We start from the raw sequence: 26,375 nt of genomic DNA, 5'->3' as shown, positions 1-26,375 counted from the left end.
ATGGCCGCGTGGCCACGCATTCTGCGCCTGTTCGGCATCGCCCTTGGCTGTATCGGGGCTGTTCACGGCATGGCGCTGGCGCAAGACGTCACCACCTTCCTGCCGGAAAATCCGCTGCCCCCAACCATGCCGGAATTCGGCTCCCTGGGCAGCCTTACCTTTGAGAATCTGGCCAGCCCCACGCCAGACGATGCCTTCCCGGAACTCGATTACCAGCAGTCGCCGCTGCGCTCCCCCGAACTGACCTGGATACTGGAATCTCTGCGCAGCGATGGTGATGGCGGCGGCCTCGGCCTTGATCCGACCACCGCCGCCGACGTCCAGGTCTTCCAGTTTCCGCCGCAGGAAACCGACATTCTCGCCAGCATGGCAAACCAGCCTTTCAACGCGGACGGTCTCATCCGTCCGGATGGGTTCGCCCCGCAAAATGCGGCGCCCTACCAGTTCCCGCTGCCCGACATTGGCGGTGGCCTTTACTTGCCCGATCTGGGGCACGGCTTTGACGTCAACGATCCCAACATCCCGGAGGCGCTGAGACCGCCCCGCATGAGCAGCAACTCTTGTCCGGCCAGACCGGCCCAGGTGATCGTGGTGAAGTCGCTTCCGGATCACTTCAAGGTCGGCAAGCGCACCTTCGGCCTCTACAACGACTATTCCGCAAAATTGACGGTTGGCGTCGAGATCGACGGCATCATGAGTGCTTTCGAGCTCGAGCGCGGCGAGTTCATGACATTCCCCTTTCCGCAGGGCGGCAATGTCTTCGGCGAAGTCCGCACGATAGCAATGGGCAATGATCGCCGTCCCTTCCAGCAGGGGGCGATCTACAGCGTCACGCTGACAAATCTTGGCAAGTTCGCAATCTCGGAGATCAGAAATGGCAATCAATGATGAAGGCATTCGGCTCGTCAAATATTTCGAGGGGCTCTATCTCAACGCCTATGTGGACCCTGTCGGCGTATTGACCATCGGCTATGGACACACTGGACAGGACGTCTTTGTGGGCCAGGTGATTTCCGAGCAGCGTGCCGAGGAACTCCTGGTCAGCGATCTGGCGCAGCACGAGGCCGTTGTCACCAGCGTGGTGCAGGTCGCCATGAACGACAATCAGCGCGCCGCACTCACCTCATTCGCCTTCAATGTCGGCAATGGCGCCCTGCGGGAATCGACCCTGCTGCGCAAGCTCAATGCCGGTGACATGGAGGGTGCCTCCAACGAGTTCACCCGCTGGGTCTATGGCACGATCAATGGCGTCAAGACCGTACTGGCCGGGCTCGTCAAGCGCCGGGCCGCCGAGCGCGCCCTGTTCCGTAGCGAAGCAGTGACCTTGGGCAATCTCAAGATGACCGTCTCAACCGGGCTGGATGATGATGCGTCTGCCGCGCCGCCTGTCAGCCCCCCGCCGGCGGGAATGCCACCCTCGGGAACACCGCCGGCCGCCCCGACAGCCGAGAGCGATTATGACGCCGCCTTCTCGTCCCATATCCAGAGTCTTGGCCTGAAGAATTTCAAGCCTTATGAATTCCTCATAATGGGAAGCCAGCAAACCAATCCAAACAGCGCGGCCTTCGGTCTGAACACCAAGCCGCCGCGCGAACTCTGGAACAATATCGACGCCACGGCGCGCGTCATTGATCGGCTGCGCGATGTCATGGGCGCGCCCATCACCACGCTCAGCGCCTATCGCAGCCCGGCTTACAACAAGGCCATCGCCGGCGCCGCGGCCAGCCAGCACGTGGAATTCAGGGCCATCGACTTTTACGTCAAGTCCAATTCAGGTCCGGCCGACTGGGCGGCAGCGCTTCGACAGATGCGCAACGACGGCACCTTTACCGGTGGCATTGGCACCTATCCAAGCTTCGTGCATGTCGACACCCGCGGTCACAATGCCGACTGGTGAAACCAGTGCGGGTAGCCGAGTCACCAGAGCCGGCGGGTGCCGTCTCCGCCCAAGGCCGCCTGCCGGACGCGGAAGGTCCAGGACCGTCGGCGGGGACACACTGCCACAATTGGAAATGCCCCAGACGACGAACGCTGGGGCATCTCGATGGGATGGCTTTGGACTAGCGCGTGCTGTTGGCCAGTAGCGCACCGGCCGCCGCACCGCCGGCACCGCCGACAATGGCGCCGCCATAGCCGCCAACGGCACCGCCCACCAGCGCGCCACCGGCGCCACCGATGGCCGCGCCCGAAACCGTCCGTTGTGTTGTGGTGCAGGCAGAGATCGACAGCGCGCTGACCAGGATCAGGGCAATGGGGGCAAGCTTGTTCATGGTGGCTCCTCTTCGTTTTGGTTGCGGTCGAATCTAGATGAGCCGTCGGGCAATTCCAAGGCGGCATGGTGGATCACCGGCGGCCGCGCCTGGCAGCACGTCTTGTGCGCCCACTTCGCCCCCCGCTAGACCACCACATCCTCGTCGCTGCCCAATATTCCGGCCAGCACGGTCAGCGCCCGCACCAGCATCGGCCGCACCGGCGGCGCCATGATGCACAGCCGCACCCCCGCCACCGGCGCATCGCCCACCTGGGTGGCCGAGGGCGGGGTGATGCGCACGCCGGCCTCGCTGGCGCGGCGGGCAAATTGCTCGGCCTTGAGCGGGTCCATTGCCAGCCAGACATGCGGCGCCCCCTCGGGCATCGGCACGGTGACGAGGCCCAGCATCTGCCGCGTCAGGTCCAGCCGCTCCTTGGCCTCGACCCGCAATACGCTGGACGCCTCGCCCGCCAGCCCGGTCTCGATCATCGCGGCCGCCAGCTCGCCGATATAGGGCGGCAGGCCCCAGCATTCCGCCCGCAATCGCTTGCGCACCGCCGCCATTAGTGCCGGTGGCGGCGCGATTACCCCCTCGCGCACCAGCGGCGTCACGCTTTTGGAGAGGCTGGTTACATAGATCACCCGCTCGGGCAGCAGCTCGCGATAGGTCAGCCGCCCCTTGGCCGCATAGATCCCGTAGATGTCGTCCTCGACGATCATGGCATCGTGCCGCTCGGCCAAAGCCGCGATCTCGCGCCGCCGCGCCGGCCCGGTCTCAAAGCCCAACGGATTTTGGCAGACCGGCGTCGTATAGATGATCTTGGCCCCGGTTTCCGTCAGCGCCTGGTCCAGCGCCACCGGCAGCATGCCCTCGCCATCCACCGCGACCGGCGCCATGCGCATGCCCAGATTGGCCGCCGCTGCCAGCGCGCCGGGAAAGGTCGCCCTTTCGGTCAGGATCACGCGCGAGCGTGGCTGCAGCACGGCAAAGGCCAGGTGCAGGCCCTGCTGCGCGCCATTGCAGAGCAGGATATCCTCGGCCCGCAGCTGCGTCCGCGTCTGGCTGATCCAGCCGGCAATCACCGCGCGCTGCCGTTCGGTGCCGCTCGGGTCGACATAACCGCCATGCGCCAGCGCCAGTGCGCCGCGGTTGGCGATCAGGCTGGCCGCGTTGAGCCGCGCCAGCGCGATGACCGGCGGCGGCGCATTGATGGTCAGGTCGACCATGCCGCCATCGTCGGCATTGTCCTGTTCCAGCACGAAGGTGCCGCGGCCGATCTCGCCCCGCACTACGCCGCGCGCGCTCAGCGCATCGATCGCCCGCGTCACGCTGCCGATCGATACCGCGAACTGCTGCGCCAGTTGCCGATGCGTCGGCAGGCGCTCGCCGGCGCGAAACTGCCCGGCCGCAATCGCCGCCTCCACGGCACTGGCCAGCCGCTCATGCACCGGCAGATCCGTGTCCGCCATCTGCATTGTATCTTTAGCGTCAGAAATTGTATCACTCATGGCATGTCAGTATTGTGCAAGCGCCCTTCCCTGTCCATGCTCTCACCAGGGCGCCCCATGCTGCGCTCAAGGTTAACAGTGTGCTAACACTTTGGCGCCAACGGTCATGACACATCGAATGCGGTGCTAAAGGCAAAGCCCTCATCCGCCCAGCCGGCCAGACCGCCGATCATCAGCTTCACCGGTCGGCCCAGCCGTGCCAGCTTGAGCGCCGCCTGGTCGGCGCCATTGCAGTGCGGCCCGGCGCAATAGACCACGAACAGCGTCTCGTCTGGCCAGGCCGCCATCCGCTCGGCCGTGATCTGCCGATGCGGCAGATGCAGCGCCCCGGGCACATGCCGCCGGCCAAAGGCCTGCGCCGACCCCACCACATGCAGCAGCACGAAGTCGACATCGCCCGCGCTCAGGCACGCCTGCACATCGGCACAGTCGGTCTCCAGCGCCAGCCGCTGGCTGAAATGCGCCACCGCCACCTCGGGCGATCCCGCCCTGTATTCACTCACCAGACTCATAACGCCCCCTTTTCCCCGCCCCAGCGGGCGCTGCTATAATCGGACCAATCCCGCATTTCCGCGGCATCGATACCGCTCTGGCCGGCAATTCTCGCCCGACGGCAGCGATTCTTATGCCCGCCGCCTAACAAGGTCAATACGATTGACATAACAATATGAAGATGATTGTATCATTCATATCGACGGAGGAAGATACAAATGGACCAGCCCGATTTTCGCCTCTCCAGCCGCGCCCGGAGCCTCAAGGCGTCGGAAATTCGCGAGCTGCTCAAGCTGGTCGGCAAGCCCTCGATGATCTCCTTTGCCGGCGGCATTCCCGATCCGGCTCTGTTCAATATCGGCCTGTTCCAGCGCGCCTGCCTGCACGCCTTTGGCGGGCCGCAGATCGCGCGCGAGGCGCTGCAATATTCCACCACCGAGGGCTATGCCCCGCTGCGCCAGTTTCTGGCCGCGCACATGCAGGCCCTCGGCGTCCCGGCCACCGCGGACAATATCCTTGTCACCACCGGCTCCCAGCAGGCGCTTGATCTGATTGGCAAATTGCTGATCGATCCGGGCAGCACCGTGCTCACCGCCCGCCCCACCTATCTGGGCGCGCTGCAGGCCTTTGCCGCCTATGAGGCTCGCTTTGCCGGCCTCGACGCGCCCCAGCCGGTCGGCGCCGATGCCCCGCGCCTGGTCTATCTCACCCCCGATTTCGCCAACCCCACCGGCCTGACCATGGGCCTTGCCGCCCGTCAGCAGGCGCTCGACTCCGCCCGCGCCCTCAACGCCATCGTGGTCGAGGACGGCGCCTATACCGCCCTGCGCTATGACGGCGAACCCCTGCCCGCCATCGCCGCGCTCGACGCCGCCTCCGGCAGCATCGAGACCATGCGCACGCTCTATTGCGGCAGCTTTTCCAAGACCTTGTCGCCCGGCCTGCGCGTCGGCTGGGTCTGCGGCCCCGCCGCGCTGATCCGCAAGCTGACCCTTCTCAAGCAGAGTGCGGACCTCCATACCGCCAGCATCAACCAGCTGGTCATGCACCAGGTCGCCCTGGCCGGGCTCGACGCCCAGATCGCCGCCATCCGCAGCGTCTATCGCACCAGGCGCGACGCCATGCTGGCGGCGCTGCAGCGCTATGCCCCGCCCGGCCTGCATTGGGAAAAGCCCGAGGGCGGCATGTTCATCTGGCTCGACCTGCCCGCCCATGTCGACGCGGACGCGCTGCTCGATCAGGCCATTGCCCAGGACGTCGCCTTTGTCCCGGGCGCCGCCTTCTTTCCCGATGGCAGCGGCCGCAACAGCCTGCGCCTGAGCTTTTCGCTCTGCGACGAGGCGCAGATCGAGCTGGGTATCTTCAAGCTCTGCGCCCTGTTCGGCCGCCAGTCCCTGTCTCGCACCGTCAGCGTCCACTAAGACAAACGGCCCATGGCTTGCGCCATGGGCCGTCTGAAATGCCTGTTGCTAAAACGCCTTAGCCGGCAGCGGTGTAGGCCGTCTTGACCACCGTGAAGAACTCGGCGGCATACTTGCCCTGCTCGCGCGAGCCATAGCTCGAGCCCTTGCGACCGCCGAACGGCACGTGGAAATCCACGCCCGCCGTCGGCACATTGACCATCACCATGCCGGCTTCCGCATTGCGCTTGAAGTGGGTGGCATATTTGAGCGAGGTGGTGACGATGCCGGCGCTGAGGCCGAATTCGGTATCGTTCGCCGTGGCCAGCGCTTCCTCATAGTTCTTGACGCGAATGACCGAGGCCACCGGCCCGAAGATCTCTTCGCGGCTGATGCGCATCTGGTTGGTCGCTTCGGTGAACAGCGTCGGCTGCAGGAAATAGCCCTCGGTCGGGGCATTCACCCGGTTGCCGCCGACGCGCAGCGTCGCGCCTTCGGCCTGGCCGATGGCGATATAGTCCATGTCCTGCTTGAGCTGGCCGGGATCGACCACCGGGCCGATTTCCGTATTCTTGTCCAGCGCGTCGCCGACCCGCAGATTCTTGGTGCGTTCGCACAGCGCATCGACGAAGGCATCATGGATGCCCTCGGTGACGATGACGCGCGAGCTGGCCGTGCAGCGCTGCCCGGTCGAGAAAAAGGCCGACTGCGCCACGCTCTCGACAGCCACCTTGAGATCGGCGTCGTCCAGCACCACGGTCGGGTTCTTGCCGCCCATTTCGAGCTGGAACTTGCGGCCCACCTCGATCGAGGCTGCCGCCACGCGCTTGCCCGTGCCCACCGAGCCGGTAAAGCTGATGGCATTGACGTCCTTGCTGTCCAGCATGGTCTGCCCGACGACCGAGCCCTTGCCCATCACCAGGTTGACCACGCCATGCGGCAGGCCGGCGCGATGCAGGATGTCCACGATCGCCCAGGTCGAGCCCGGCACCAGGTCGGCCGGCTTGATCACCACCGTATTGCCATAGGCAATGGCGGGCGCCATTTTCCAGGTCGGAATGGCAATGGGGAAGTTCCACGGCGTGATGATGCCGATCACCCCGATGGGCTCGCGGGTGATTTCCACGCCCACGCCGGGGCGAACCGATGGCAGCACTTCGCCCGCCAGCCGCAGCACTTCGCCGGCAAAGAAGTCGAAGATCTGCGCCGCGCGCGTCACTTCGCCAATGCCCTCGGGCAGGGTCTTGCCCTCTTCCCGGCTCAGCAATTCACCCAGCTCGGCCTTGCGGGCCAGGATTTCCTGGCTGGCCTTGGAGAGGATGGCATGGCGCTCGAGAATGCCCGAGCGCGACCATGCCGGAAAGGCGGCCTTGGCGGCCGCGATCGCCTGCTTGGTGTCTTCGGCAGTCGCCCGCGCATAGACGCCCACGACGTCCTTGATATTGGAGGGATTGATGTTCTCGACGCCGTCCGCGCCAACCCATTCCCCGTTGATGAGGTTCTTGTGCAGTTCAGCCATTGTGATGCCTTTCGGGTAAGGGAGGTTGTGGTGATAGTTAGGTCAGGACGAGGCGAAAACGGTGGATTTCGAGAACCGGAGCGCAGCGTACGTTTGGTACGTGAGCACCGGAAGCGCAGAAAGCTGGCGTTTGCAGCCCGGCATCACCTAACTTGCGCCCCAACCTAGAGAAGGTTTGCCCTGGCCAGGTCACGCAGCAACTGGCTGGCGCCATAGGTCCAGGGCGGACATTTGGTGGAGAGGTTCACCCTGTTAGATAGGGTGCCCAGGCTCGGTGTCGAGATCGAGACCATGTCGCCCAGTCTGTGGGTAAAGCCCATGCCGGCGCCGCCGCGATCCTGCACCGGGGCAAACATGGTGCCCAGATAGAGCACCAGCCCGTCGGGATATTGGTGATGCGGGCCCACCGTCGCCGCGACCAGCGATTCCGGGGTGCGCGAGATCTGGTTCATCGACGAATGCCCGTCCAGCACGAAGCCGTCTTCGCCTTCCACGCGCAGCGCAATCTCGGCCTGCTTGATGGTGTCCAGCGTGAAATCGCCATCGAACAGCCGCACGAACGGCCCCAGCGACGCCGAGGCATTATTGTCCTTGGCCTTGCCCAGCAGCAGGGCCGAACGGCCCTCGACGTCGCGCAGATTGACGTCATTGCCCAGCGTCGCGCCGATGATCTCGCCCGTGCTGGTCACCAGCAACGCCACTTCGGGCTCCGGATTGTTCCAGCTCGAGCTCGGATGCAGCCCCACTTCGGCGCCGTAACCTACCGAACTCATCGGCTGGGCCTTGGTGAAGATCTCGGCATCGGGGCCGATGCCGACTTCCAGATACTGGCTCCACACGCCCTTGGCGATCAGCGCCGCCTTGACCTTGGTGGCCGTTTCCGAGCCCGGCACCAACTCGCTGAGGTCCATGCCGATCAGTGCCAGGATCTCGCTGCGCAGCGCATCAGCACGCGACTTGTCCCCGCGGGCCTGTTCCTCGATTACTCTTTCGAGCAGGGAAACGACAAAGGTGACGCCCGATGCCTTGATGGCTTGCAGATCCACGGGGGATAGCAGGCTCGGCTGGCTCAGATCGGTCTTGTCGGCCATGCTGTTGGCCAGGATTGTCTCGGCCGAACCGACAATTGTACCGGTCGCGTCTCGCACATGTTCAGCGGCCCGGCCGCTCTCGGCGATATCGCGCACCGTGGCCATGCCTGGCGCCGTGATGTCGAACACATTGCCGTCGCGCACCGTCACGATGCGCGGATGGTTGTGGCCCGGCACGCGCGCGCGGCCTACCAGAATGCCGTCCGGATAGTCCACGTCGCTCATCCTGCCGCCTCCCGCTACTAGGCCCCGTGACTACCGCACCCGGACCAAAGCGTGCAAGCGCTACCTTGGTCATAAATCATACTTTTGCGCCACGGGCGATTGTGAACACCCATCCACAGCCCCGTTCAACTCAGGTTCATCGCCGCCCCATTACTGACGCATTGGCTGCAGATTAGTCGCCCAATCCTGTGATGGAGTTTTTCAATGCGTCGCTTCACTGCCCTCATTCCCTTTGCCCTGCTCGCCGGCCTGACCCTGCCCGCCTATGCCGGCACGATCTCCATCGAGGGGCGCGGCGAAGTCGCAGCGGCGCCTGACATGGCCATGGTCACCTCCGGCGTCACCACCCAGGGCGCCACCGCGCGTGAGGCGCTCGACGCCAATACCGCCGCCATGGCCGAGCTGATCGCCGCCCTCAAGGGCACCGGCATCGAAGCCCGCGACATCCAGACCTCCGGTTTCTCGGTCAATCCCAACTATGTCTATTCCGAAGACCGCGATGCCAACGGCTATACCCTGCCGCCCAAGATCAACGGCTATCAGGTCAGCAATACCGTCATCGTCAAGGTGCGCGCGCTCGATACCCTGGGCACCATTCTCGACCAGTCGGTGACCGTTGGCGCCAACACTGTCAACGGGGTCAGCTTCTCGGTCGCCGATCCGAGCGAGCTCTACAACAAGGCCCGCCAGGCCGCCTTTGCCGACGCGGAAGCCAAGGCGCAGCTCTATGCCACCGCTGCCGGCAGCGCGCTCGACGAGATCGTGTCGATTTCCGAGACGCAGGGCTTCAATGATCCCCAGCCCTACCCCATGTATGCTCGAGCCGAGATGGCAGACAGTGCCAAGGTGCCGGTCGAAGCAGGCGAATTGAGCTTTGCCATCAATGTCAGCGTGCAGTGGGAACTGGCTGACGACAAGAAATAAACGTTCCAATACCCCTCCTTGAGGGGGCTTGGGCGGTGGGGACGGACGGTATGCCGTAGTCAACCGTCCCCACCAACCCTCTTCAGCCGGCCAGCACTTTCCAGACCATGTTGAGCCCGACCAGCACCAGAAATGCGGCGAATACATATTTCAGCGTCTGCTGGTTCAGCCGGTGTGCCAGCGCCGCGCCCAGCGGCGCACAGAGCGCCGCCAGCACGGCCACCAGCAGCAGCGCCACCAGGTTGACATAGCCCAAGCTGAGCGGCGGCAGGCCTGCCGCGCCCCAACCTGACAGCACGAAGCCCAGCGTCCCCGACACCGCTATCGCCACCCCGATCGCCGCCGATGTGCCCACGGCCGCATGCATGCTGGCGCCGAAGGCCACCAGCGTCGGCACGCTCAGCGAGCCTCCCCCAATGCCCATCAGCGCCGAGATGAAGCCCACAACGCTGGCCGAGATGCGATGCGTCACGGCCGACCCGTGCAGATGCCCCATCACCTTGGTCTGGAAGCCGAAGACGATATTGGCCGCGATCAGGAAGGCCATCACCGCAAAGACCATGCGCAGCACATCGCCGGAGAAGAACCCCGCCACCAGGCCACCGATAAGGGTGCCCGCCACAATGAACGGCACCCACAGCCGCAGCGTCGCCACGTCGAGCGCCCCGCGCTTGTAATGCGAGCGCGCGCTGACAATTCCGGTCGGGATGATGATGGCCAGCGACGTTCCCACTGCCACATGCTGGACCACATCGGAATCATAGCCCATCACCGACAGCGCCGTGCCCAAAGCCGGCACGATGATCGCCCCGCCGCCAATGCCCAGCAGCCCGGCGGCTATGCCCGACACCACGCCTGTCACCATCAACCCGGCCACGAAGGGCCAGTATTGCGCGATGAGCTCCACTACCTGTCTCCAATCAGGTGCAGCACCACGTCGCGCCGATGCGGCCGGCTGCGGTGCTCGTAAAGATAGATCCCCTGCCAGGTGCCGAACACCGGCACGCCCTCGCTGATCGGGATGCCGATCGAGGTCTGCGTCAGCGCCGCCTTGATATGGCCGGGCATGTCGTCGGGCCCCTCGGTCGTATGGACCAGCCAGTCCATGCCCTCCGGCACCAGCCGGGCGAAGAACCCTTCCAGGTCCGTCTTGACGTCGGCATCGGCATTTTCCTGAATCAGCAGCGAGCACGAGGTATGCCGGACAAACACGGTCAGCAGCCCCGTCTCGACATCGGCAGTGGCCACGAATTTTTCCACCGCGGCGGTGAACTCATAGAGCCCCTGCCCCTGGGTGGAAATGGATAGGGTTTCGATCGCTTGTTGCATCTGTCCGGCCTAGCATGGGGAATCGCTGGCCCACTAGCGCAGTCCCCTGCCAATCCGTCCAGTCGCCCCATTCGCGCCATCATCGGGCTGCCAGTGATGCACCGGGCAGGCGTGGGAACCATGCCCCGGCCCAGGCGTTCTGGGCCTGCGGGGATTTCACACTACATCACGGCGCCTCAGACCTGTTCAGACTGCGTTCAGGGTGCTGCCGCGATGCTTGGCCCAATCGCCCATCGTATGAAGGAAAAACAATGCGCCTTAGAAACTGGCTCCTTACTGGCACCAGCATCGGCTTGATGGCCATGCTCCCGCTCTCCGTCCGCGCCCAGGATGGCAACCTCGTGGCCGCCTACCAGGCCTATGCCGCTGCCCAGGCATCCGGTGACGCCGCCGCCCTCGAGGCCGCCCAGGGAACGCTGACTGAACTGTGCATCGTCGCTGGCTATGCCAGCATCGACGAGTGTATTGCGGCGATCTCCGCTCCGGCACCAGAGGCTGCTCCCGCTCCTGAAGTCGCCCCGGCCCCTGAGGCCGCGCCGGTGGAAGCGCCCGCATCAGATGCAGATGCCGCTGCTGCCGCTGCTGCCGCTGAAGCGCAGGCTGCTGCCGACGCCCAGGCTGCTGCCGACGCCCAGGCTGCCGCTGACGCCCAGGCCGCAGCCGATGCGGAAGCGCAGGCCGCAGCCGACGCTCAGGCCGCCGCTGCCGCTCAGGCTGCCGCTGATGCGGAGGCCCAGGCCGCAAGTGAAGCTCAGGCTGCCGAAGCCCGGGCTGCTGCCGATGCAGAAGCTGCCGCTGCGGCAACGGCTGCTGAAGAGGCTGCCCCGGCCCCTGAAGCCGCTCCAGAAGTAGTGCCTGAAGCCCCGGCTGCCGAAGTCGCGCCGGTTGAAGCGCCAGCCATGGACATCTCTGCCGAGCTGCGGGTTCAGGTCGATCTCTACAACGCCGCCATTGCCGACATGATGGCCGGTGGCGATCCGGCCGCCGCTCAGACCCAGATGGCCGCTGCCCAGCAGGCCATTGCCGACCTCTGCGCCCAGGCTGGCATGCCCGACGTCAACGCCTGCCTGGCCAATTATGGCCTCGAACTGCCGGTCGTCCCCAATATGGAAGTGGCCCCTGCAGTGGTCGATCCGGCAATTGATCCTGCCGTGGAAACCGCGCCTGTTGCCCCGACCGACCAGCCCGTCGAACTGATCGAGACCCTGCCTGAAGGCGTGACGCAGGAGCAGGTTGCGCCTGTTCTTGATAGCGCCAAGGACTCCGAAGCCGCCCCGGCAGTAGACGGCGCCGTCAATCCGGAAGTGGCTGTGGAAGCCGCGCCGGCTGAAGCAGAAGTTGCACCACCGGAATCCGATAGTGCTGCCCAGTCGGACGCGATCCGTGCCTTTGCTGCCGAGGAGCCCGTCTCGCTCGCCGCTGAAGAGGGCACGGAAGTGACGGCGACGGAAGACACCACCGTCAACCAGACCGTCATCAACAACTACATCAACAACATTACCAACAACACCACCGTCACCAACAACACGCAGAACAATATCGGTCAGCAGAACAATGTGACGGTTATTGAGCAGGCGCCTGTTGCCAGCGTCAGCGGTGGCGACCTCATCACCCAGGTGATCCTGCAGGTCGGCACCCAGCTCATCGTCAATTCGGTGGGCCTGGATACGGACCGGTTCTACAATGCCCAGGAAGACGAGATCTTCTATGAAAACCTGAGCAATGGCCGGACCCGTGAAACCATCACGCGTCCCGATGGCACCCAGATCGTGACCGTGCGCAACCGCAATGGCGACGTCCTGCGCCGCTCGCGCTTCGACCCCTCCGGCCGCGAATACGTCTTGGCCAACTTTGACGAGCAGTATTATGACAGCCTCGTCAGCTGGCGTGACCCGGGTCTCGACCTGCCGCCCCTGCGCCTCAACATCCCCGTGCAGGATTATGTGCTCGACGCGGCCTATGCCGACGAACGCCAGGTCCAGACCTTCTTCAGCCAGCCACCGGTGGAACAGGTCACGCGCCTCTACTCCATCGACGAGGTCAAGCGGTCGGCTCGTGTCCGCGACAGCGTGCGCAAGCTTGAAGTTGGCGGCCTGACCTTCGATACCGGTGCGGCCACCATCAGCCGTGATCAGGTAGGCACCCTGTCCAATGTGGCCAATGCCATGTTGCAGCTGCTCGCGACCAATCCCGGTGAAACCTTCCTCATCGAAGGCCACACCGATGCGGTCGGGTCGGACACGTCCAACCTGCTGCTGTCGGACTCGCGTGCTGCCACTGTTGCCCGCCTGCTCACCGACTTCTACGGCGTGCCGCCGGAGAACCTGGCCACCCAGGGCTATGGCGAGCGCTACCTCAAGATCCGCACCGAAGCGGGTGAACGCGAGAACCGTCGGGTTACGATCCGCCGTATTACCCCGCTGATCACCGTCGCCGCACAGTAACGCGACCACGATCAGCCATCAGGAGGCCGGGCCTAGTGCCCGGCCTTTTTTCGTTGTTCGGCCCGTTTGGCGGAACCGCGGGTGGCAAACATGTCAAAACCACGGCAAATGGCCTTGCGGCACGATAACGGCCCACGCGGCGGCGCCCAAATCACTTGTCTAAATCTCTGATTTAACAAACGAAATACTCCGGTAAAAATAATGTCATCGACAATGAGCAAAGCCGGAACAAAACCAAAAACCCCGCGTTCTTCTGCCATAGGTTTCCAACAAAGGATCACCATCATGGCTACCCAAGAACGCGACACCATCTATTCCAAGGATGGGAACCGCACCGTCTACACCCGGGAAAGCAATGGCACGGGCTGGTTTGTCGGTATCATCGTTGTGCTGGCACTGCTGGCCATCGGCTATCTCGTTTTCTCGGCCAATTCGGGCCCGAGCACCACGGTTGACGTCAATACCGCTCCAGCGGTTGAAGCACCGGCTGATCCAGCCCTCGCTCCTGCTCCAATGACCGAAGCGCCGGCAGCTCCGGCTGAGGTGGCGCCAATGACCGAAACGGCGCCGGCCGCTGAGCCTGCTGCTGCAGCGCCGGCCGCCCCCGCAACCAGCACGACCACTGAGGCCCCCGCAGCCACTCCCGCTGCCCCCGCCCAGTAAACTGCTGTCAAAGAAGTCTCGGCCCCCCCGCCGGGACGACGACGAAGGCCCCGGTCGCCCCACCGGGGTCTTCTTTTGTCCGCTATCCTGCGAATGGCGGCATGCGCTGCCTTGCGCCAGTCCCCCAGGCTACCCATCTCACCAGACAACCAGCAAGGGAGCCCCCATGTTCAACATCGACCAGATCCTCAAAGCCCTCCAGACCGACCCCAATACCCAGCGCACCGCCATGACCGGCGCTGCCGGCATGGCTGCGGGCATGCTGCTGAGCGGTGGCGGCCTGGGCAAGCTGGCCGGCAATGCCGTCAAGATCGGCGCCGTGGCGGCCGTTGGCGGCCTCGCCTACAATGCCTGGCAGAATTATCAGAACAACCAGCAGGGCGCCCCCACCGCCGCCCCAGCCCCCGCGCGCGACGCCTTCATTCCTGCCGCTGGCGACACGGCCGGCCAGGAAGAACTCGGCAAAACCCTGGTGCGCGCCATGATCGCCGCCGCCAAGGCCGATGGCCGCATCGATGCCGACGAAAAGGATGCCATTTTCGGCAAGCTTGAATCGATGAACCTGTCCTCCGAGGAAAAGGCCTGGGTCTTCGACGAGCTCTCCTCGCCTCTCGATATCAATGCCGTAGTCGCCCGCGCCGATACGCCGGCCCATGCCACCGAAATCTACGCCGCCTCGCTGGTCGCCATTTCGGCCGACACCGCCGCTGAGCGAGCCTATCTCGATGCGCTGGCCAGCAAGCTCAAGCTTGACCCGGCTTTGGTCGGCGAGATCCACAAGGCAGCCGGCGAAAAGGCGCCCGAGCCGGCCCAGGCGCCCCCGGCCCCCTTCGCCTATACCCCCTCGGCCAGCAACGTCTGAGCCACCCCTGCCGCGCGCCTGTCCGGCGCGCGGTTACACCCATGTGCGTTCTTGATCGGCCGCCCCGCCCGGTCCATCTGTCACCCAACCAGGAGCGACCCAGATGGAACTCGGACTTTACTCCTTCGCGGAAAACACCGCCGACCCACTCAATGGCGGGACACTGCAGAGCCCGGCCGAACGGCTGCGTGACCTGCTGGAAGAGATCGAGCTGGCCGATCAGCTCGGGCTGGACTTCTATGGCCTGGGTGAGCATCACCGGCCCGACTTCGTCGCCTCTGCGCCGGTGACCATCCTGGCTGCCGCAGCCGCCCGGACCAAATCCATCCGCCTCTCGACCGCCGTGACCGTGCTGAGCTCGGAAGATCCGATCCGCGTCTGGCAACAATTCGCCACGCTGGACAATCTGAGCAATGGCCGCGCCGAGATCATGGCCGGCCGCGGCTCCTTCATCGAGAGCTTTCCGCTCTTCGGCCTCGACCTCAATGACTATGACAGCCTGTTCGAGGAAAAGCTCGACATGCTGCTCAAGCTGCGCGAGGGCGGAAAGGTGACCTGGCAAGGCGGCGAGCACACCAGGCCCATCCCCGGCATTGCCGTCTATCCGGCGCCGGTACAGCAGCCCATCCCGCTCTGGATCGCCGTGGGCGGCACGCCCAATTCGGTGGCCCGCGCCGCCTTTCATGGCCTGCCGCTGATGATCGCCATCATTGGCGGCCAGCCGCGCCAGTTTGCCCCGCTGGTCGATTTCTACCGCGAAACCGCCACCAAGGTCGGCCGCGACCCCAAGACCCTGCCGGTGGGTATCAGCTCGCATGGTTTCATCGCCGCCGACAGCCAGGACGCCCGCGACCTCGCCTATCCCGCCCATAGCGAAGCGATGAACCGCATCGGCAAGGAGCGCGGCTGGCCCCCAACCACGCGGGGCCAGTTCGACGCTGCAACAACGCCGGACGGCGCCTATTTCATGGGGTCGCCGCAGGAGATCATCGACAAGATCCTGCGCCAGCATGAATGGTTCAAGCATGACCGCTTCGGCCTGCAGCTCAGCGTCGGCACCCTGCCGCATGACAAGGTGATGAAAGCCATCGAGCTCTATGGCACCGTGGTTAAGCCGGCTGTTGACAAGGCGCTGGCGGGCTAGCCCCGCCCGCGATAGGGCGCCACGCCCTGGTCGGGGATCCAGACGCCCTCGGGCGCTGGCCCCGTCTGGAAGAACACATCGATCGGGATGCCGCCGCGCGGATACCAGTAGCCGCCAATGCGCAGCCAGCGCGGCGCAATGGTGGCAATGATCTTCTTGGCAATGTCGATGGTGCAGCCTTCATGGAAGGCGCCATGATTGCGGAATGAGGTCAGGTAGAGCTTGAGCGACTTGGATTCTACCAGCAGCTGGTCGGGGATATAGTCGATCACCAGATGAGCAAAATCGGGCTGCCCGGTCACCGGGCAGAGCGAGGTGAACTCCGGCGCTACATAGCGCGCGACATAGTTGATGTCCGGATGCGGATTGGGCACCGGATCGAGCACGGCGTCTTCCGGCTGCGCCGCGGCTTCCACGGCGCGCCCCAACTGCAGGTCGCTCATGCTACTTGCCCGAGCGCTTGATCGACTTGATCTCGAGCGGCGGCAGGCCGGACTTTTCCGAGATCACCCGATCCTGCTCTTCGATAGCCGCCTTGGCCGGCTCGTCGCCGTCCAGCCCGCCCAGCAGGTTGCCGTCAACCTTGCGGTTGGAGCGCTGGCTGCCATCGACATAGAACACGTCGAACATCACGAATTCACTACGGGCGGTTGGTTTTCTGGCCATGGGTCTATTCTCCTGTATGGCAGACCAGCCGCGCGAACCCTTGCGGTCCGCCGGCGCCAGTCTGCGTCAATATCTGTGTCGGTCGAACTAGCTGAAGATCTTCTCGCCCTGCTCGTCAATGATCTGCTTGCCCTTGGACAGCGCCAGGGCAGTCACGTCATCGCGCGAACTCATGCGGTCAGCCCGCACGAAGCGGTAGCTCTTGAGCTCCCCGCCAATCTCTTTCTCGATCGTGCCGGCCAGCTGCAGCTCGCTGCCCGCCTTCATCTCGATCGCCTTGATGAGAAAGCCCTTGTAGCTTTCCTCACCCATCACCTTGTCGCCTGCCGGCGCGCTCGTATCGGCGCCACCACCAAACAGGGTTTTCCAGAACGACATGGGCACGTCTCCTCTTGTGTCGGTCAGCGTCTGCGCCGTACCGGCAGCGGCAGCCGCAGCTCGCCGCGTTTTTCCATTTCCTCGCGCAGCCAGGCTGGCGAGATATCAAAGTGGTTCGGCCAGGTCGGCACGCCATTGGCCAGTTCGACCGAACCAAAAAACCGCCGGTCCCGCAAGGGTTCGGTGCCTTCGCCCCGTTCCCCGAGCATGCCGGCGGCGTCGAACGTGCCCGAAGACTCGTCGGAAAACGTCACCACCAGCTTGAACGGCACGATCGCCCGGATCGCCGTCACTTTAAGTCGGGGTGGCTTGATGCCTGTTTCTGCGCTCACAGCACCCATTCGCCTTTGGCACGAATCTCGTCATACATTGCGTCCGGTGCAAGGTCGAGTTCGCCGGGCCAGGTAACGGCGCCATAATCGCTGACGAAAGCCTGCATGAAGAGCGCAACATCGCGCAGCGCCTCGAACACGCCGGCGTCATCGGCATGGATCATGCCGGCCATGCGGACAGTTCCCCGCACGCCATCGGCGAATTCCACCGCGAACGTGTAATCGGGTGCAGGTTGCACTGCAACGACATGCCAGGGAATGGCAGGCTTGAGCGCAGCTTCTATCCCAGCGGAGCGATCTTGTTTGGCATTTGACGAGATCGGCATAGTTCCCAATCCTCTTCCAGTTCCTGACGGTGCTGTTCCGCCCATTCGACCACCATGTTCAGTGCCCGATTGGGAAGATGTCCGCGAATGAGCGCCAGACTGTCGAGAGCGACAATCCCCTCATCCTCGCCATACAGGGCATGAAAGTGCGGTGGCGCATGGTCGTTCCAGTACATGAGAATGACGATGCCATAAAATCGTGAGATCGTCGGCATCATCCATGCCCTAGTTGTCGAGGAAACTCCGCAGTTTCCGGCTCCGGCTCGGATGCTTGAGCTTGCGCAGTGCCTTGGCTTCGATCTGCCGGATGCGCTCGCGCGTCACCGAGAACTGCTGGCCCACTTCTTCAAGCGTGTGATCGGTGTTCATGCCGATGCCGAAGCGCATGCGCAGCACGCGTTCCTCGCGTGGCGTCAACGAGGCCAGTACCCGCGTCGTGGTTTCGCGCAGATTGCTCTGGATGGCTGCATCGATCGGTTGGATCGCGTTCACGTCCTGGATGAAATCGCCCAGGTTGGAATCTTCCTCATCGCCGATCGGCGTCTCGAGGCTGATCGGCTCCTTGGCGATCTTGAGCACCTTGCGCACCTTGTCCAGGGGCATCTGCAGCTTTTCGCTGAGCTCCTCGGGCGTCGGTTCGCGGCCGATTTCGTGCAGCATCTGCCGGCTGGTGCGCACGATCTTGTTGATCGTCTCGATCATGTGCACCGGAATACGGATGGTGCGCGCCTGATCGGCGATCGAGCGCGTGATCGCCTGGCGGATCCACCACGTCGCATAGGTCGAGAACTTGTAGCCACGGCGATACTCGAACTTGTCGACCGCCTTCATCAGCCCGATATTGCCTTCCTGGATCAGATCGAGGAACTGCAAGCCGCGATTGGTGTATTTCTTGGCAATCGAGATCACCAGGCGGAGGTTGGCCTCGACCATTTCCTTCTTGGCGATGGCCGCTTCCCGCTCGCCCTTTTGCACCTTGTGCACGATGCGGCGGTATTCGCCGATATTGAGCCCGGCTTCGGTCGCCAGCGTCGCCACGTCGCCACGGATTTCGCGGATCGTGTCGGCTTCGCGCCGGGCGAATTCGCCCCAGCCCTTGCCGTCGAACTCGGCCAGATTGGCTTCCCAGGCCGGGTTCACTTCCTGGCCGTAATAGCTCTCGAGAAACTTCTCGCGCTTGACGCCATAGCTCTCGGCCAGACGCAGCAGGCGACCCTCAAGCTTCACCAGGCGCTTGTTGATGTCGTAAAGCTGCTCGACCAGGTTCTCGATACGGCCATTGTTGAGCGACAGCGACTTGACGTCGGCAATCACCTCGGCGCGGAACCCGTCGATCTTCTTGCGATCGGCATCGCTCACCGTCGCGCTCAGGTCCTGTGCATGGCGGTCCTGGATCTGGCGCATCTTACCATAGGCGGTGGCGATGCGGTCGAAGGTTTCCACGACCTGCGGCTTGAGCTCGGCTTCCATCGCCGACAGCGACAGCGCATTCTCGAACTCGTCATCGTCGTCATCGGGCGCCGGGTCCTGCGGCGCCTGCGGCTCGTCAGGCACGTAGTCGCCGTCTTCGCCGGTCGACGGCGCGGCACGGCGCGGCTGTGCCTTGATCCGCTCGGCGGCGCTCTCGACCGTCTTGGGCGCGATCAGGCTGGCCATGTCGGGCGCCGGTGCCGCCTGCTTGGCGTCCGGACCGGCATAGGTGGCTTCGAGGTCAATAATGTCGCGCAGCAGGATCTCGCCCTCGGCGAGCTGGTCGCGCCAGATGATGATGGCCTGGAAGGTCAGCGGCGACTCACACAGGCCCTCGATCATGGTCTCGCGACCGGCCTCGATGCGCTTGGCGATGGCGATCTCGCCCTCGCGGCTGAGCAGTTCCACCGAACCCATTTCGCGCAGATACATCCGCACCGGATCGTCGGTCCGGTCCGAACCCGATTTGGCGTTGGACGTATTGGCGACGGCGGTGCCGGTGGCCGGGGCCACTTCCTGGCCTTGGTCTTCCTCGTCCTTTTCGACTTCGGTCTCTTCGACCTCGTCTTCATCGACGACATTGATGCCCATGTCCGAGAACATGCTCATGAAGTCTTCGATCTGCTCGGAGCTGACCTCGTCCGAGGGCATCACGGCATTGAGCTCTTCATACGTCACATAGCCGCGCTTTTTGGCGACCTTGATGAGCTTTTTGACGGCGGCATCGGAAATGTCGAGCAACGGGCTGTCGTTCGTCGCCTCTGGGGCGCCGGATTCCGGCTTCTCGTTGTCCTTGGTGGTCTTGGTAGCTGCCTTGGTGGCCATCTGGTACTCCGTCGAAACCCGTCAGCGCCCGGGTCCGAATAAGGCTTTAAGTGGTGACTCCTCAAAGCAAGGTAAAGGTTTGGTCACTCAGGCGTTACGCCAGCAGCCACCCGGTCCGTCTCGAACATCTCGCATGATCATATGCGAAATCGCGCGTACGCGCCCGCTTTTAGAGAAAATCCCTAAAAACTGCGTGTCGCGCGCCCCGATAACGAACCAAAGCCTTCGATCAATGCCTCTGTGCCATCCACAGTGGTAATCTGGTTCTTGATGTCTCGCAGCCTTTCAAAGGTTTCTTCGCTCGGGTCTTCGCCCAGCGCTGCTTCGGCTGCTTTCAGCTCCCTATTTAGCTGAACTTTCTTGTTATGCAAGGCCAGGGCATGACTCAATCCGGTCTGGGCATCGGCCAGGGCGATCTCCGAAGCGATCTGCCAGACCCCTTGGCGCATCAGCACATCGGCCATCCGGGCGATCGCCGGGCCATGGCCACGGGCGCCCAGCGCCGCCCGCAGGTCGTCCGCCGAGATATCGTGATGCCGCACAACGAGGCTGAGGATCTCGCTCATCACTTTTTGCGCCGCCGGCGTTTCGAAGTCGAGATGGGCCAGATTCTCGAAACTGTCCTCCACCAGAGCGGGGTGATTGACGAGGCTGAGAATGATGGCCGCTTCGCGCGGCGTGGCGTCCGCCAGGGCGCCTGGCTTGAGCAGCCGCGAATTGCGCAGCGTGTCCGACACCACCAGCCGGGGCGTGCCGCCGCGCGGATAGCCATAGGCGCCGCTCTGGCCATAGCGCTGCTGGCCATTGCGCGGCTCGAACCGGCTCTGCCGCACCGGCGCCAGAAAGGCCCGCAGCTTCTCGTCGAAGGCCTGGGCATAGTGGAACTTGACCGACGAGTCCTGGATCGAATTGCTCCGCTCGCGCAGACGCGCCTGCAATGCCGCCCGCGCCTCGGGCGTCTCCGGCACCAGCCCGCCCGTCTCCATGCTCCAGATCATGTCCGACAGGCTTCGCGCCCGGTCCAGCACATCGGCAAAGGCCGCCCGCCCCTGCGCCTTGATCAGGTCATCCGGATCCTGCCCCTCGGGCAGCGTCGCGATCCGCACGGTATAGCCCGGCTTGAGATGGGGCAGCACCATGTCGGCCGAGCGCTCGGCCGCCTTGAGGCCCGCCTTGTCGCCGTCAAAGCACAGGATCGGGTCCGGGCTCATCCGCCACAGCAATTGCAGTTGCTCCTCGGTCAGCGCGGTGCCCAGCGGCGCCACCGTGCCCTCAAAGCCTGCTGCCACCGCAGCAATAACGTCGAGATAGCCTTCCACCACCACGATCGTGCTGCCGTCATGGGCCGCCTGCCGCGCCCCCTGCCCGTTATAGAGCGTCTGTCGCTTGTGGAAGAGTTCAGTCTCGGGCGAGTTGAGATACTTGGCCGGCACATCGGCCGACAGCGCCCGCCCGCCAAAGGCGATCACCTTGCCGCGGAAATCCATGATCGGGAACATCACGCGGTTGCGGAACCGGTCATAGGGCAACGGGTCGTTCTCGCGCACCGCCACCATGCCGGTATCGATCATGTCCTGGGCCGAGACGCCATTGGCCGCCAGATGCTCTTTGAGCCCGTTGCGGCTGTCCGGCGCAAAGCCGATGCGGAACCGCGCCTGGCTCTGCGCCGAGACGCCGCGCTCGAGCAGATAGCCGCGCGCCCGCGCCCCGATATTGTGGCTGAGCGCGGCCTCGAAATATTTGGTCGCCAGCTCCATGACATCGGTCAGGCTCTTGCGCTCGGCCGCCCGCTGCTCCTGCCGCTCGTCGCGCGCCGGCATCGGCACGCCGGCCATTTCCGCCAGCCGTTCGACCGCCTCAGGAAAGCTCATCCCGGTCTTTTCGGTCAGGAACTTGAAGTGGTCCCCCGATACGCCGCAGCCAAAGCAATGATAGATGCCGCGCCGGTCATCGGCATGAAAGCTCGGGCTCTTCTCGCCATGGAACGGGCAGCAGGCCCACATGTCGCCCTTGGCCGGCTGGCTCTTGCGCTTGTCCCACATGACGTGCTGACCCACCACCTGCGTTATCGGCAGGCGTTGACGGATCTCGTCCAGGAATTGATCGGAAAAGCGCATGCCCCTAGATAAGCGCAGACCGCCGCGAAGTCACCAACATCGCGCGGGATTATCCCCGCTTCCGTTGGTCACCGTCAGGACCATCCGCCACAGCCGAACCCGTCGCTGGACCAATGCCGCCGGCATGGCATAACAATGCACGGTGTGACGGCTTTGCCGCCGCGTGACCTGTCTTGACTGAGGAAAGCGCATGGCCCGCAACAAGATGCCCCTGGCTGTTTTGCTGAGTCTGACGGTCGGCCCTACCCTCGCGATCGGCATGGTGCTCTGGGTGCTGCTCGGCACGGTTCCGGATTGCACCGTCACCGAACATACGCGCGCCACCGCGCCGGATGGTCAGTTCGACCTCGTCACTTTCTCCCGGGCCTGCGGCGACACGTCACCCAACATGCAGGCCGCGCTGGTGCCGCCGGGCGAAGAAGTCCCCTTCGACGCCGCCAGCTTCGTCTCGATCGGTGCCGACGCCGATCTGGCGCCGCGCTGGGATGGCTTCGGCAATATCGAACTCATCATCCCGCCCGGCGCCGAGATCTATCGCCAGGACGACGCCGTTGCCGGCGTCGCCGTCATCTATCGCTGAGGCTGATCAGGCCGCCTTGCTGCGCTGATAGAGGCGCCAGGCCCAGCCAAACAGGCCGAACGAGAACATGATCAGCAGTACGCCGCCAAAGATAACCCCGATCGAGGCGGTCAGCAGCGGAAAGAACAGGAACAGCAGGCCGAGCAGGACATAGGAGATGCCCGACAGCACCACCGGCCAGATCCGCGCATAGTGCTCGCGCTCGCGGGTTATGACCACGATCTGCATCACCCCGACCACCAGCGCCACGATGCCCACCAGCGTGGCCATCACCGTCACCGTGAAGATCGTTGCCAGCAGCGGGCTGATCAGGATCAGCACGCCCAGCAGCAGCGACAGCGCATTGCTGGCGACGTCGAACCAGTAATTGCCGCTCCTGCCGCCGCCAAAGGTCAGGCTCCACAGGCCCAGCACGCCATCGATCGCCAGCAGGATGCCGCCGGCCAGCACCAGCACGGTCAGCGCCTCGGTCGGCCAGATCACCGCATAGAGCCCCGCCAGCAGCATGAAGACCCCGCGCAGCGCCGTTGCCAGCGCAAAGCGCCGTTTGGTATTACCCGATACCGTCATATCTGCCTCCTCGAACACTGCAGCGCCGCAATCGCTGCGCCGTCAGCCGGGCCCCCGCCCGTGGGGTCATCGTTACAGCTTTTCTATAGCGATACGAGCAATTTGTTGATTGCTGCGGCGGCGGGGCTGTGGTTTGAGACGACATCCAATGAGGCCCGCCTTTGGCGGTTTGTGCCATGTCCCTGCCGCTGATTGCCCTCTTCCTCGCCGCCTTTGCCTTTGGCACGGCCGAATTCGTCATCGCGGGCGTCTTGCCCGAGGTGGCCGAGGGCCTCGGCATCACCATTCCCGTCGCCGGCTTTCTGGTCACCGGCTATGCCATCGGCATCGCCATTGGCGGTCCGATTGTCGCCGTCGCCACCAAGAAGATCTCCCGCAAGGCGCTGATTCTCGCACTCGGCGCTGTCTTCACCCTGGGTCAGGCCCTGTGCGCCCTGGCCCCGAGCTTTGAATGGCTGATGCTGGCCCGCGTCATCGTCTCGGTCGCGCACGGCACCTATTTCGGCATTGCCGCCGTCGTGGCCTTCAACCTGGTGCCGCAGGACAAGCGCGGCTTTGCCGTCGCCCTCATCCTGTCGGGTCTCACCGTCTCCAATATTCTGGGCGTCCCCGGCGGCACTGCCATCGGCAATGCCTTTGGCTGGCGCGCCACCTTCTGGGCCGTCGGCGCCCTGGGCCTGGTGGCCACGCTGATCATCGCCGTCGCCTTGCCGCCCACCGCCGGCGCCGCTTCGACCAGCGGCAGCTTCCGCCGCGAGTTCAAGGCCCTGGCCCGCCAGCAGATCGTCACCTCGCTGTTCATCGTCATGCTGGTGATGATCGGCCAATATAGCCTGTTCACCTATATCGCCCCATTATTGCGCGAGGTGACCGGGCTGGGCGTCAATACCGTGCCCTTGATCCTGCTGCTCTATGGCGTCGGCGCCACCATCGGCGTCTTCATCGGCGGTCGCCTCGCCGACTGGCGCCTGATGCCCTCGCTCATCGTCATCCTCTGCCTGCAGGCGGTGACCTATACCGCCCTCTACCTGGTCGCGCCGCAGCCGGTTGCCATGGCCGTCATGGTCGTGCTCTGGGGCGGCATCAACTTCGCCTTCGGCTCGCCGGTGCAGTCGCGCATCCTGGCCTGGGCCGCCGACGCGCCCAACCTGGCCTCCTCGCTCATCCCCACCGGCTTCAATATCGGCATCGCCATCGGCGCCGTGCTGGGCGGCAGCATGGTGGCCGCTGGCCTCGGCTACCGCGCTCTGCCCCTGATCGGCACCGTCACCGTGGTGCTGGCCACCCTGATCGCGATTCTCTCCCACCTCTGGGAGCAGCGCAGCCCCGGCACCCCGCCGGTTCCAGCCGACGCGGTGGCAGCGCAATAGTCCGGCAAGCAGTCAGGCCAGCGCCGCGCGCACCTTGCCGCTCGCCTTGCCGAAATCGATCCGGCCCGGATAGTCCTGCTTGAGCTGGGCAATCACCTTGCCCATGTCCTTGGCGCCCTCGGCCCCGGTCGTGGCAATGGCGGCCTGGATGGCGGCCTCGACCTCTTCTTCGGTCAGCCCCTTGGGCAGGAACTCGTTGAGGATGTCGATCTCTTCCTTTTCCACCGTCGCCAGGTCGGCGCGCCCGGCCTGGGCATAGATGGCAAAGCTCTCCTCGCGCTGCTTGACCATCTTCTGCACGATGGCGAGGATTTCCTCATTGGTTGCCGGCCCGCGATTCTCCTGGCGGATGGCAATATCCTTGTCCTGGATCGCCGCGGTAATGGCCCGCAGCGTCGCTGTGCGGCGCTGGTCGCGCGCCTTGAGCGCCGTCTTGAGGCCTTCGCTGAACTGTTCGCGCATGGGGTCTCATCCTCTTGTTGTGTGGTTTTCTGGTCCCATATAGGCACAATCAACCTGCGCCGCCACTTGCGCCACGGCGACGAGGCTTCTAATAGGAGGCCTCAATCGACATCGTCGGATGCGCGGGTCAGGAAAAGCTGCACAGCTTTTCGGTGGCCGTGCGAACACCTGAAACCAACTTTGGAGGCCCACCGTGACCGGCTGGCAGCAATCCCCCGCGACCGCAGTGCTCATTCTTGCCGACGGTACGCGCCTGGAAGGCCGCGGCATCGGGGCCGTGGGCCATGCCGCCGGCGAAGTGTGCTTCAACACCGCCATGACCGGCTACCAGGAAGTGCTAACCGATCCATCCTATGCCGGCCAGATCATCACCTTCACCTTCCCCCATATCGGCAATGTCGGCGCCAATGACGAAGACATCGAGACGGTCAACATGGCCGCCCTGTCTGGCGTCCGCGGCGTCGTGCTCAAGGCCGACATCACCAACCCGTCCAACTATCGCGCCGCCGAAAAGCTCGACGCCTGGCTCAAGAAGCGCAACATCATCGGCATTACCGGCATCGACACCCGCGCCTTGACCGCCCTGATCCGCGAGCACGGCATGCCCAACGGCGTCATCGCCCATGCCGAGGACGGTCATTTCGACGAGCCCTCGATCCAGGCCGAACTCAAGGCTTTCCCTGGCCTTGAAGGTCTCGATCTCGCCAAGGAAGTTACCACCGCCCAGACCTATAAGTGGGACCAGACCGGCTGGGTCTGGAACGAGGGCTATGGCACGCTGGACAATCCCGAATTCCACGTCGTGGCCATCGACTACGGCGCCAAGCGCAATATCCTGCGCTGCCTGGCCGGTCAGGGCGCCCGCGTCACCGTCGTGCCGGCCACCGCTACGGCCGAAGAGATCATGGCCCATCAGCCCGACGGCATTTTCCTGTCCAATGGCCCCGGCGATCCGGCGGCCACCGGCGTCTATGCCGTGCCCACCATCCAGACCCTGCTGGAGACCGGCAAGCCGGTCTTCGGCATCTGCCTCGGTCATCAGCTGCTCGGCCTGGCTTTGGGCGCCACCACCTCCAAGATGCACCAGGGCCATCACGGCGCCAACCATCCGGTCAAGGACCTGACCACCGGCAAGGTCGAGATCACCTCGATGAACCACGGCTTTGCCGTCGACAAGGCCAGCCTGCCCAAGGGCGTCACCGAGACCCATATCTCGCTGTTCGATCAGTCCAATGCCGGCCTCAGCGTCGATGGCAAGCCGATCTTTTCGGTGCAGTACCACCCCGAGGCCAGCCCCGGCCCGCGCGACAGCCACTACCTGTTCACGCGCTTCCTCAACCATGTCCGCACCCAGAATGGTGTGCCGACCCGGCCCGAATATGTCGCGCCGACGGCCATGGCCGACTGATCAAAAAAGGCGCCGCAA

At 64.2% G+C, this 26,375-nt stretch carries 29 protein-coding genes; 11 read left to right on the top strand and 18 right to left on the bottom strand.

The genetic code is table 11. The annotated features are described in order from the left end of the window. Both AC4NN3_RS16280 and AC4NN3_RS16275 read left to right on the top strand, forming a co-directional pair. Positions 1–888 carry a hypothetical protein gene (locus AC4NN3_RS16280; RefSeq protein ID WP_491928136.1) on the top strand — a complete coding sequence of 296 codons (888 nt, stop codon included), beginning with the start codon at positions 1–3 and terminating at the stop codon, positions 886–888. Beyond that, positions 875–1,897 carry a glycoside hydrolase family protein gene (locus AC4NN3_RS16275; protein ID WP_491928135.1) on the top strand — a complete coding sequence of 341 codons (1,023 nt, stop codon included), beginning with the start codon at positions 875–877 and terminating at the stop codon, positions 1,895–1,897. Before AC4NN3_RS16280 ends, AC4NN3_RS16275 begins: the two co-directional genes overlap by 14 nt. Before the next feature lie 163 nt (positions 1,898–2,060). Here AC4NN3_RS16275 and AC4NN3_RS16270 read toward each other — a convergent pair whose 3' ends face one another. From AC4NN3_RS16270 to AC4NN3_RS16260, 3 genes are all read right to left on the bottom strand, one after another. Continuing rightward, positions 2,061–2,270, bottom strand: a complete 210-nt coding sequence (locus AC4NN3_RS16270) for a YMGG-like glycine zipper-containing protein (protein WP_491928134.1) — start codon at positions 2,268–2,270, stop codon at positions 2,061–2,063. 125 nt (positions 2,271–2,395) lie between these two features. Next, positions 2,396–3,721 (bottom strand): aminotransferase-like domain-containing protein, encoded by a 1,326-nt coding sequence (locus AC4NN3_RS16265; protein WP_491928133.1) that lies wholly within the window; start codon positions 3,719–3,721, stop codon positions 2,396–2,398. A gap of 143 nt (positions 3,722–3,864) precedes the next feature. Continuing rightward, complete coding sequence (locus AC4NN3_RS16260; RefSeq protein WP_491928132.1) at positions 3,865–4,272, bottom strand: rhodanese-like domain-containing protein; 408 nt, start codon at positions 4,270–4,272, stop codon at positions 3,865–3,867. Positions 4,273–4,470: 198 nt separating this feature from the next. Between AC4NN3_RS16260 and AC4NN3_RS16255 the strand changes: the two genes are divergently transcribed. Beyond that, on the top strand, positions 4,471–5,673 hold the full coding sequence (locus AC4NN3_RS16255) for an aminotransferase-like domain-containing protein (protein ID WP_491928131.1): 1,203 nt from the start codon (positions 4,471–4,473) through the stop codon (positions 5,671–5,673). A gap of 58 nt (positions 5,674–5,731) precedes the next feature. Here the strand turns inward: AC4NN3_RS16255 and AC4NN3_RS16250 are convergent, their stop codons facing one another. Together AC4NN3_RS16250 and AC4NN3_RS16245 are read right to left on the bottom strand one after the other, a co-directional pair. Beyond that, complete coding sequence (locus tag AC4NN3_RS16250) at positions 5,732–7,171, bottom strand: aldehyde dehydrogenase family protein (RefSeq protein ID WP_491928130.1); 1,440 nt, start codon at positions 7,169–7,171, stop codon at positions 5,732–5,734. A 164-nt stretch (positions 7,172–7,335) separates the two neighbouring features. Then, positions 7,336–8,487, bottom strand: coding sequence for a fumarylacetoacetate hydrolase family protein (locus tag AC4NN3_RS16245; protein WP_491928129.1), 1,152 nt, complete (start codon positions 8,485–8,487; stop codon positions 7,336–7,338). 204 nt (positions 8,488–8,691) lie between these two features. On the opposite strand from AC4NN3_RS16245, the gene AC4NN3_RS16240 reads away from it, so the two are divergent. Continuing rightward, positions 8,692–9,411, top strand: coding sequence for an SIMPL domain-containing protein (locus AC4NN3_RS16240; protein ID WP_491928128.1), 720 nt, complete (start codon positions 8,692–8,694; stop codon positions 9,409–9,411). 82 nt (positions 9,412–9,493) lie between these two features. Here AC4NN3_RS16240 and AC4NN3_RS16235 read toward each other — a convergent pair whose 3' ends face one another. Both AC4NN3_RS16235 and AC4NN3_RS16230 read right to left on the bottom strand, forming a co-directional pair. Then, complete coding sequence (locus AC4NN3_RS16235; protein WP_491928127.1) at positions 9,494–10,318, bottom strand: sulfite exporter TauE/SafE family protein; 825 nt, start codon at positions 10,316–10,318, stop codon at positions 9,494–9,496. Continuing rightward, complete coding sequence (locus AC4NN3_RS16230) at positions 10,318–10,740, bottom strand: secondary thiamine-phosphate synthase enzyme YjbQ (protein WP_491928126.1); 423 nt, start codon at positions 10,738–10,740, stop codon at positions 10,318–10,320. The genes AC4NN3_RS16235 and AC4NN3_RS16230 overlap by 1 nt, the downstream gene beginning before the upstream one ends. Positions 10,741–11,036: 296 nt before the next feature. Here AC4NN3_RS16230 and AC4NN3_RS16225 point away from each other — a divergent pair, with 296 nt between their 5' ends. Continuing rightward, positions 11,037–13,184: an OmpA family protein gene (locus AC4NN3_RS16225; protein ID WP_491928125.1), complete on the top strand. Its 2,148-nt coding sequence runs from the start codon at positions 11,037–11,039 to the stop codon at positions 13,182–13,184. Positions 13,185–13,216: 32 nt separating this feature from the next. Here the strand turns inward: AC4NN3_RS16225 and AC4NN3_RS16220 are convergent, their stop codons facing one another. Continuing rightward, complete coding sequence (locus AC4NN3_RS16220) at positions 13,217–13,444, bottom strand: hypothetical protein (protein WP_491928124.1); 228 nt, start codon at positions 13,442–13,444, stop codon at positions 13,217–13,219. A 25-nt stretch (positions 13,445–13,469) separates the two neighbouring features. On the opposite strand from AC4NN3_RS16220, the gene AC4NN3_RS16215 reads away from it, so the two are divergent. The 3 genes from AC4NN3_RS16215 to AC4NN3_RS16205 all read left to right on the top strand — a co-directional run bounded on the left by AC4NN3_RS16215 (position 13,470) and on the right by AC4NN3_RS16205 (position 15,853). Then, entirely contained in the window at positions 13,470–13,847 is a 378-nt protein-coding gene (locus AC4NN3_RS16215; protein ID WP_491928123.1) for a hypothetical protein, read from the top strand. A gap of 166 nt (positions 13,848–14,013) precedes the next feature. Beyond that, on the top strand, positions 14,014–14,709 hold the full coding sequence (locus AC4NN3_RS16210) for a tellurite resistance TerB family protein (RefSeq protein ID WP_491928122.1): 696 nt from the start codon (positions 14,014–14,016) through the stop codon (positions 14,707–14,709). A 103-nt stretch (positions 14,710–14,812) separates the two neighbouring features. Continuing rightward, positions 14,813–15,853: an LLM class flavin-dependent oxidoreductase gene (locus tag AC4NN3_RS16205; RefSeq protein WP_491928121.1), complete on the top strand. Its 1,041-nt coding sequence runs from the start codon at positions 14,813–14,815 to the stop codon at positions 15,851–15,853. Here the strand turns inward: AC4NN3_RS16205 and queF are convergent. The 8 genes from queF to dnaG all read right to left on the bottom strand — a co-directional run bounded on the left by queF (position 15,850) and on the right by dnaG (position 21,967). Then, positions 15,850–16,296 (bottom strand): preQ(1) synthase, encoded by a 447-nt coding sequence (gene queF, locus AC4NN3_RS16200; protein WP_491928120.1) that lies wholly within the window; start codon positions 16,294–16,296, stop codon positions 15,850–15,852. The genes AC4NN3_RS16205 and queF overlap by 4 nt on opposite strands. Position 16,297: 1 nt before the next feature. Next, positions 16,298–16,519, bottom strand: coding sequence for a hypothetical protein (locus AC4NN3_RS16195; protein ID WP_491928119.1), 222 nt, complete (start codon positions 16,517–16,519; stop codon positions 16,298–16,300). Positions 16,520–16,606: 87 nt separating this feature from the next. Next, complete coding sequence (locus AC4NN3_RS16190) at positions 16,607–16,897, bottom strand: HlyU family transcriptional regulator (RefSeq protein ID WP_491928118.1); 291 nt, start codon at positions 16,895–16,897, stop codon at positions 16,607–16,609. Positions 16,898–16,920: 23 nt separating this feature from the next. Then, the gene (locus AC4NN3_RS16185) at positions 16,921–17,229 is read right to left on the bottom strand and encodes a DUF2442 domain-containing protein (RefSeq protein ID WP_491928117.1); all 309 of its coding nucleotides are present in this window, start codon (positions 17,227–17,229) and stop codon (positions 16,921–16,923) included. Further along, positions 17,226–17,468 (bottom strand): DUF2442 domain-containing protein, encoded by a 243-nt coding sequence (locus AC4NN3_RS16180; RefSeq protein WP_491928116.1) that lies wholly within the window; start codon positions 17,466–17,468, stop codon positions 17,226–17,228. Before AC4NN3_RS16180 ends, AC4NN3_RS16185 begins: the two co-directional genes overlap by 4 nt. A gap of 41 nt (positions 17,469–17,509) precedes the next feature. Continuing rightward, positions 17,510–17,773, bottom strand: coding sequence for a DUF4160 domain-containing protein (locus tag AC4NN3_RS16175; protein WP_491928115.1), 264 nt, complete (start codon positions 17,771–17,773; stop codon positions 17,510–17,512). A 7-nt stretch (positions 17,774–17,780) separates the two neighbouring features. Then, positions 17,781–19,850, bottom strand: coding sequence for an RNA polymerase sigma factor RpoD (gene rpoD / locus AC4NN3_RS16170; protein ID WP_491928114.1), 2,070 nt, complete (start codon positions 19,848–19,850; stop codon positions 17,781–17,783). 182 nt (positions 19,851–20,032) lie between these two features. Then, entirely contained in the window at positions 20,033–21,967 is a 1,935-nt protein-coding gene (gene dnaG, locus AC4NN3_RS16165; RefSeq protein WP_491928113.1) for a DNA primase, read from the bottom strand. A gap of 190 nt (positions 21,968–22,157) precedes the next feature. Between dnaG and AC4NN3_RS16160 the strand changes: the two genes are divergently transcribed. After that, a complete protein-coding gene (locus AC4NN3_RS16160; RefSeq protein WP_491928112.1) occupies positions 22,158–22,547 on the top strand; it encodes a hypothetical protein in 390 nt (129 codons plus the stop codon). Positions 22,548–22,553: 6 nt separating this feature from the next. On the opposite strand, the gene AC4NN3_RS16155 is transcribed toward AC4NN3_RS16160, so the two are convergent. Next, a complete protein-coding gene (locus tag AC4NN3_RS16155) occupies positions 22,554–23,117 on the bottom strand; it encodes a DUF308 domain-containing protein (protein WP_491928111.1) in 564 nt (187 codons plus the stop codon). 176 nt (positions 23,118–23,293) lie between these two features. Between AC4NN3_RS16155 and AC4NN3_RS16150 the strand changes: the two genes are divergently transcribed. Further along, positions 23,294–24,487 carry an MFS transporter gene (locus AC4NN3_RS16150; RefSeq protein ID WP_491928110.1) on the top strand — a complete coding sequence of 398 codons (1,194 nt, stop codon included), beginning with the start codon at positions 23,294–23,296 and terminating at the stop codon, positions 24,485–24,487. 12 nt (positions 24,488–24,499) lie between these two features. Here the strand turns inward: AC4NN3_RS16150 and AC4NN3_RS16145 are convergent, their stop codons facing one another. Further along, the gene (locus tag AC4NN3_RS16145; RefSeq protein WP_491928109.1) at positions 24,500–24,949 is read right to left on the bottom strand and encodes a GatB/YqeY domain-containing protein; all 450 of its coding nucleotides are present in this window, start codon (positions 24,947–24,949) and stop codon (positions 24,500–24,502) included. Between the two features lie 193 nt (positions 24,950–25,142). On the opposite strand from AC4NN3_RS16145, the gene carA reads away from it, so the two are divergent. Continuing rightward, positions 25,143–26,357 carry a glutamine-hydrolyzing carbamoyl-phosphate synthase small subunit gene (gene carA, locus AC4NN3_RS16140; protein WP_491928108.1) on the top strand — a complete coding sequence of 405 codons (1,215 nt, stop codon included), beginning with the start codon at positions 25,143–25,145 and terminating at the stop codon, positions 26,355–26,357. The last annotated feature ends 18 nt before the right edge of the window (positions 26,358–26,375 follow it).

This window comes from Devosia sp. MDV22-iso42, assembly GCF_058629155.1.
The sequence above is the reverse complement of the archived record's forward strand: the minus strand, read 5'-3'. Positions and strand labels throughout refer to the sequence as shown.

Bases quoted from the DNA above. Each gene is read 5' to 3' on its own strand.
- AC4NN3_RS16280 (WP_491928136.1), top strand. From the start codon at position 1: ATGGCCGCGTGGCCACGCATTCTGCGCCTGTTCGGCATCGCCCTTGGC.
- AC4NN3_RS16275 (WP_491928135.1), top strand. From the start codon at position 875: ATGGCAATCAATGATGAAGGCATTCGGCTCGTCAAATATTTCGAGGGG.
- AC4NN3_RS16270 (WP_491928134.1), bottom strand. From the start codon at position 2,270: ATGAACAAGCTTGCCCCCATTGCCCTGATCCTGGTCAGCGCGCTGTCG.
- AC4NN3_RS16265 (WP_491928133.1), bottom strand. From the start codon at position 3,721: ATGGCGGACACGGATCTGCCGGTGCATGAGCGGCTGGCCAGTGCCGTG.
- AC4NN3_RS16260 (WP_491928132.1), bottom strand. From the start codon at position 4,272: ATGAGTCTGGTGAGTGAATACAGGGCGGGATCGCCCGAGGTGGCGGTG.
- AC4NN3_RS16255 (WP_491928131.1), top strand. From the start codon at position 4,471: ATGGACCAGCCCGATTTTCGCCTCTCCAGCCGCGCCCGGAGCCTCAAG.
- AC4NN3_RS16250 (WP_491928130.1), bottom strand. From the start codon at position 7,171: ATGGCTGAACTGCACAAGAACCTCATCAACGGGGAATGGGTTGGCGCG.
- AC4NN3_RS16245 (WP_491928129.1), bottom strand. From the start codon at position 8,487: ATGAGCGACGTGGACTATCCGGACGGCATTCTGGTAGGCCGCGCGCGC.
- AC4NN3_RS16240 (WP_491928128.1), top strand. From the start codon at position 8,692: ATGCGTCGCTTCACTGCCCTCATTCCCTTTGCCCTGCTCGCCGGCCTG.
- AC4NN3_RS16230 (WP_491928126.1), bottom strand. From the start codon at position 10,740: ATGCAACAAGCGATCGAAACCCTATCCATTTCCACCCAGGGGCAGGGG.
- AC4NN3_RS16225 (WP_491928125.1), top strand. From the start codon at position 11,037: ATGGCCATGCTCCCGCTCTCCGTCCGCGCCCAGGATGGCAACCTCGTG.
- AC4NN3_RS16220 (WP_491928124.1), bottom strand. From the start codon at position 13,444: ATGGCAGAAGAACGCGGGGTTTTTGGTTTTGTTCCGGCTTTGCTCATT.
- AC4NN3_RS16215 (WP_491928123.1), top strand. From the start codon at position 13,470: ATGGCTACCCAAGAACGCGACACCATCTATTCCAAGGATGGGAACCGC.
- AC4NN3_RS16210 (WP_491928122.1), top strand. From the start codon at position 14,014: ATGTTCAACATCGACCAGATCCTCAAAGCCCTCCAGACCGACCCCAAT.
- AC4NN3_RS16205 (WP_491928121.1), top strand. From the start codon at position 14,813: ATGGAACTCGGACTTTACTCCTTCGCGGAAAACACCGCCGACCCACTC.
- queF (WP_491928120.1), bottom strand. From the start codon at position 16,296: ATGAGCGACCTGCAGTTGGGGCGCGCCGTGGAAGCCGCGGCGCAGCCG.
- AC4NN3_RS16195 (WP_491928119.1), bottom strand. From the start codon at position 16,519: ATGGCCAGAAAACCAACCGCCCGTAGTGAATTCGTGATGTTCGACGTG.
- AC4NN3_RS16190 (WP_491928118.1), bottom strand. From the start codon at position 16,897: ATGTCGTTCTGGAAAACCCTGTTTGGTGGTGGCGCCGATACGAGCGCG.
- AC4NN3_RS16175 (WP_491928115.1), bottom strand. From the start codon at position 17,773: ATGATGCCGACGATCTCACGATTTTATGGCATCGTCATTCTCATGTAC.
- rpoD (WP_491928114.1), bottom strand. From the start codon at position 19,850: ATGGCCACCAAGGCAGCTACCAAGACCACCAAGGACAACGAGAAGCCG.
- dnaG (WP_491928113.1), bottom strand. From the start codon at position 21,967: ATGCGCTTTTCCGATCAATTCCTGGACGAGATCCGTCAACGCCTGCCG.
- AC4NN3_RS16160 (WP_491928112.1), top strand. From the start codon at position 22,158: ATGGCCCGCAACAAGATGCCCCTGGCTGTTTTGCTGAGTCTGACGGTC.
- AC4NN3_RS16155 (WP_491928111.1), bottom strand. From the start codon at position 23,117: ATGACGGTATCGGGTAATACCAAACGGCGCTTTGCGCTGGCAACGGCG.
- AC4NN3_RS16150 (WP_491928110.1), top strand. From the start codon at position 23,294: ATGTCCCTGCCGCTGATTGCCCTCTTCCTCGCCGCCTTTGCCTTTGGC.
- AC4NN3_RS16145 (WP_491928109.1), bottom strand. From the start codon at position 24,949: ATGCGCGAACAGTTCAGCGAAGGCCTCAAGACGGCGCTCAAGGCGCGC.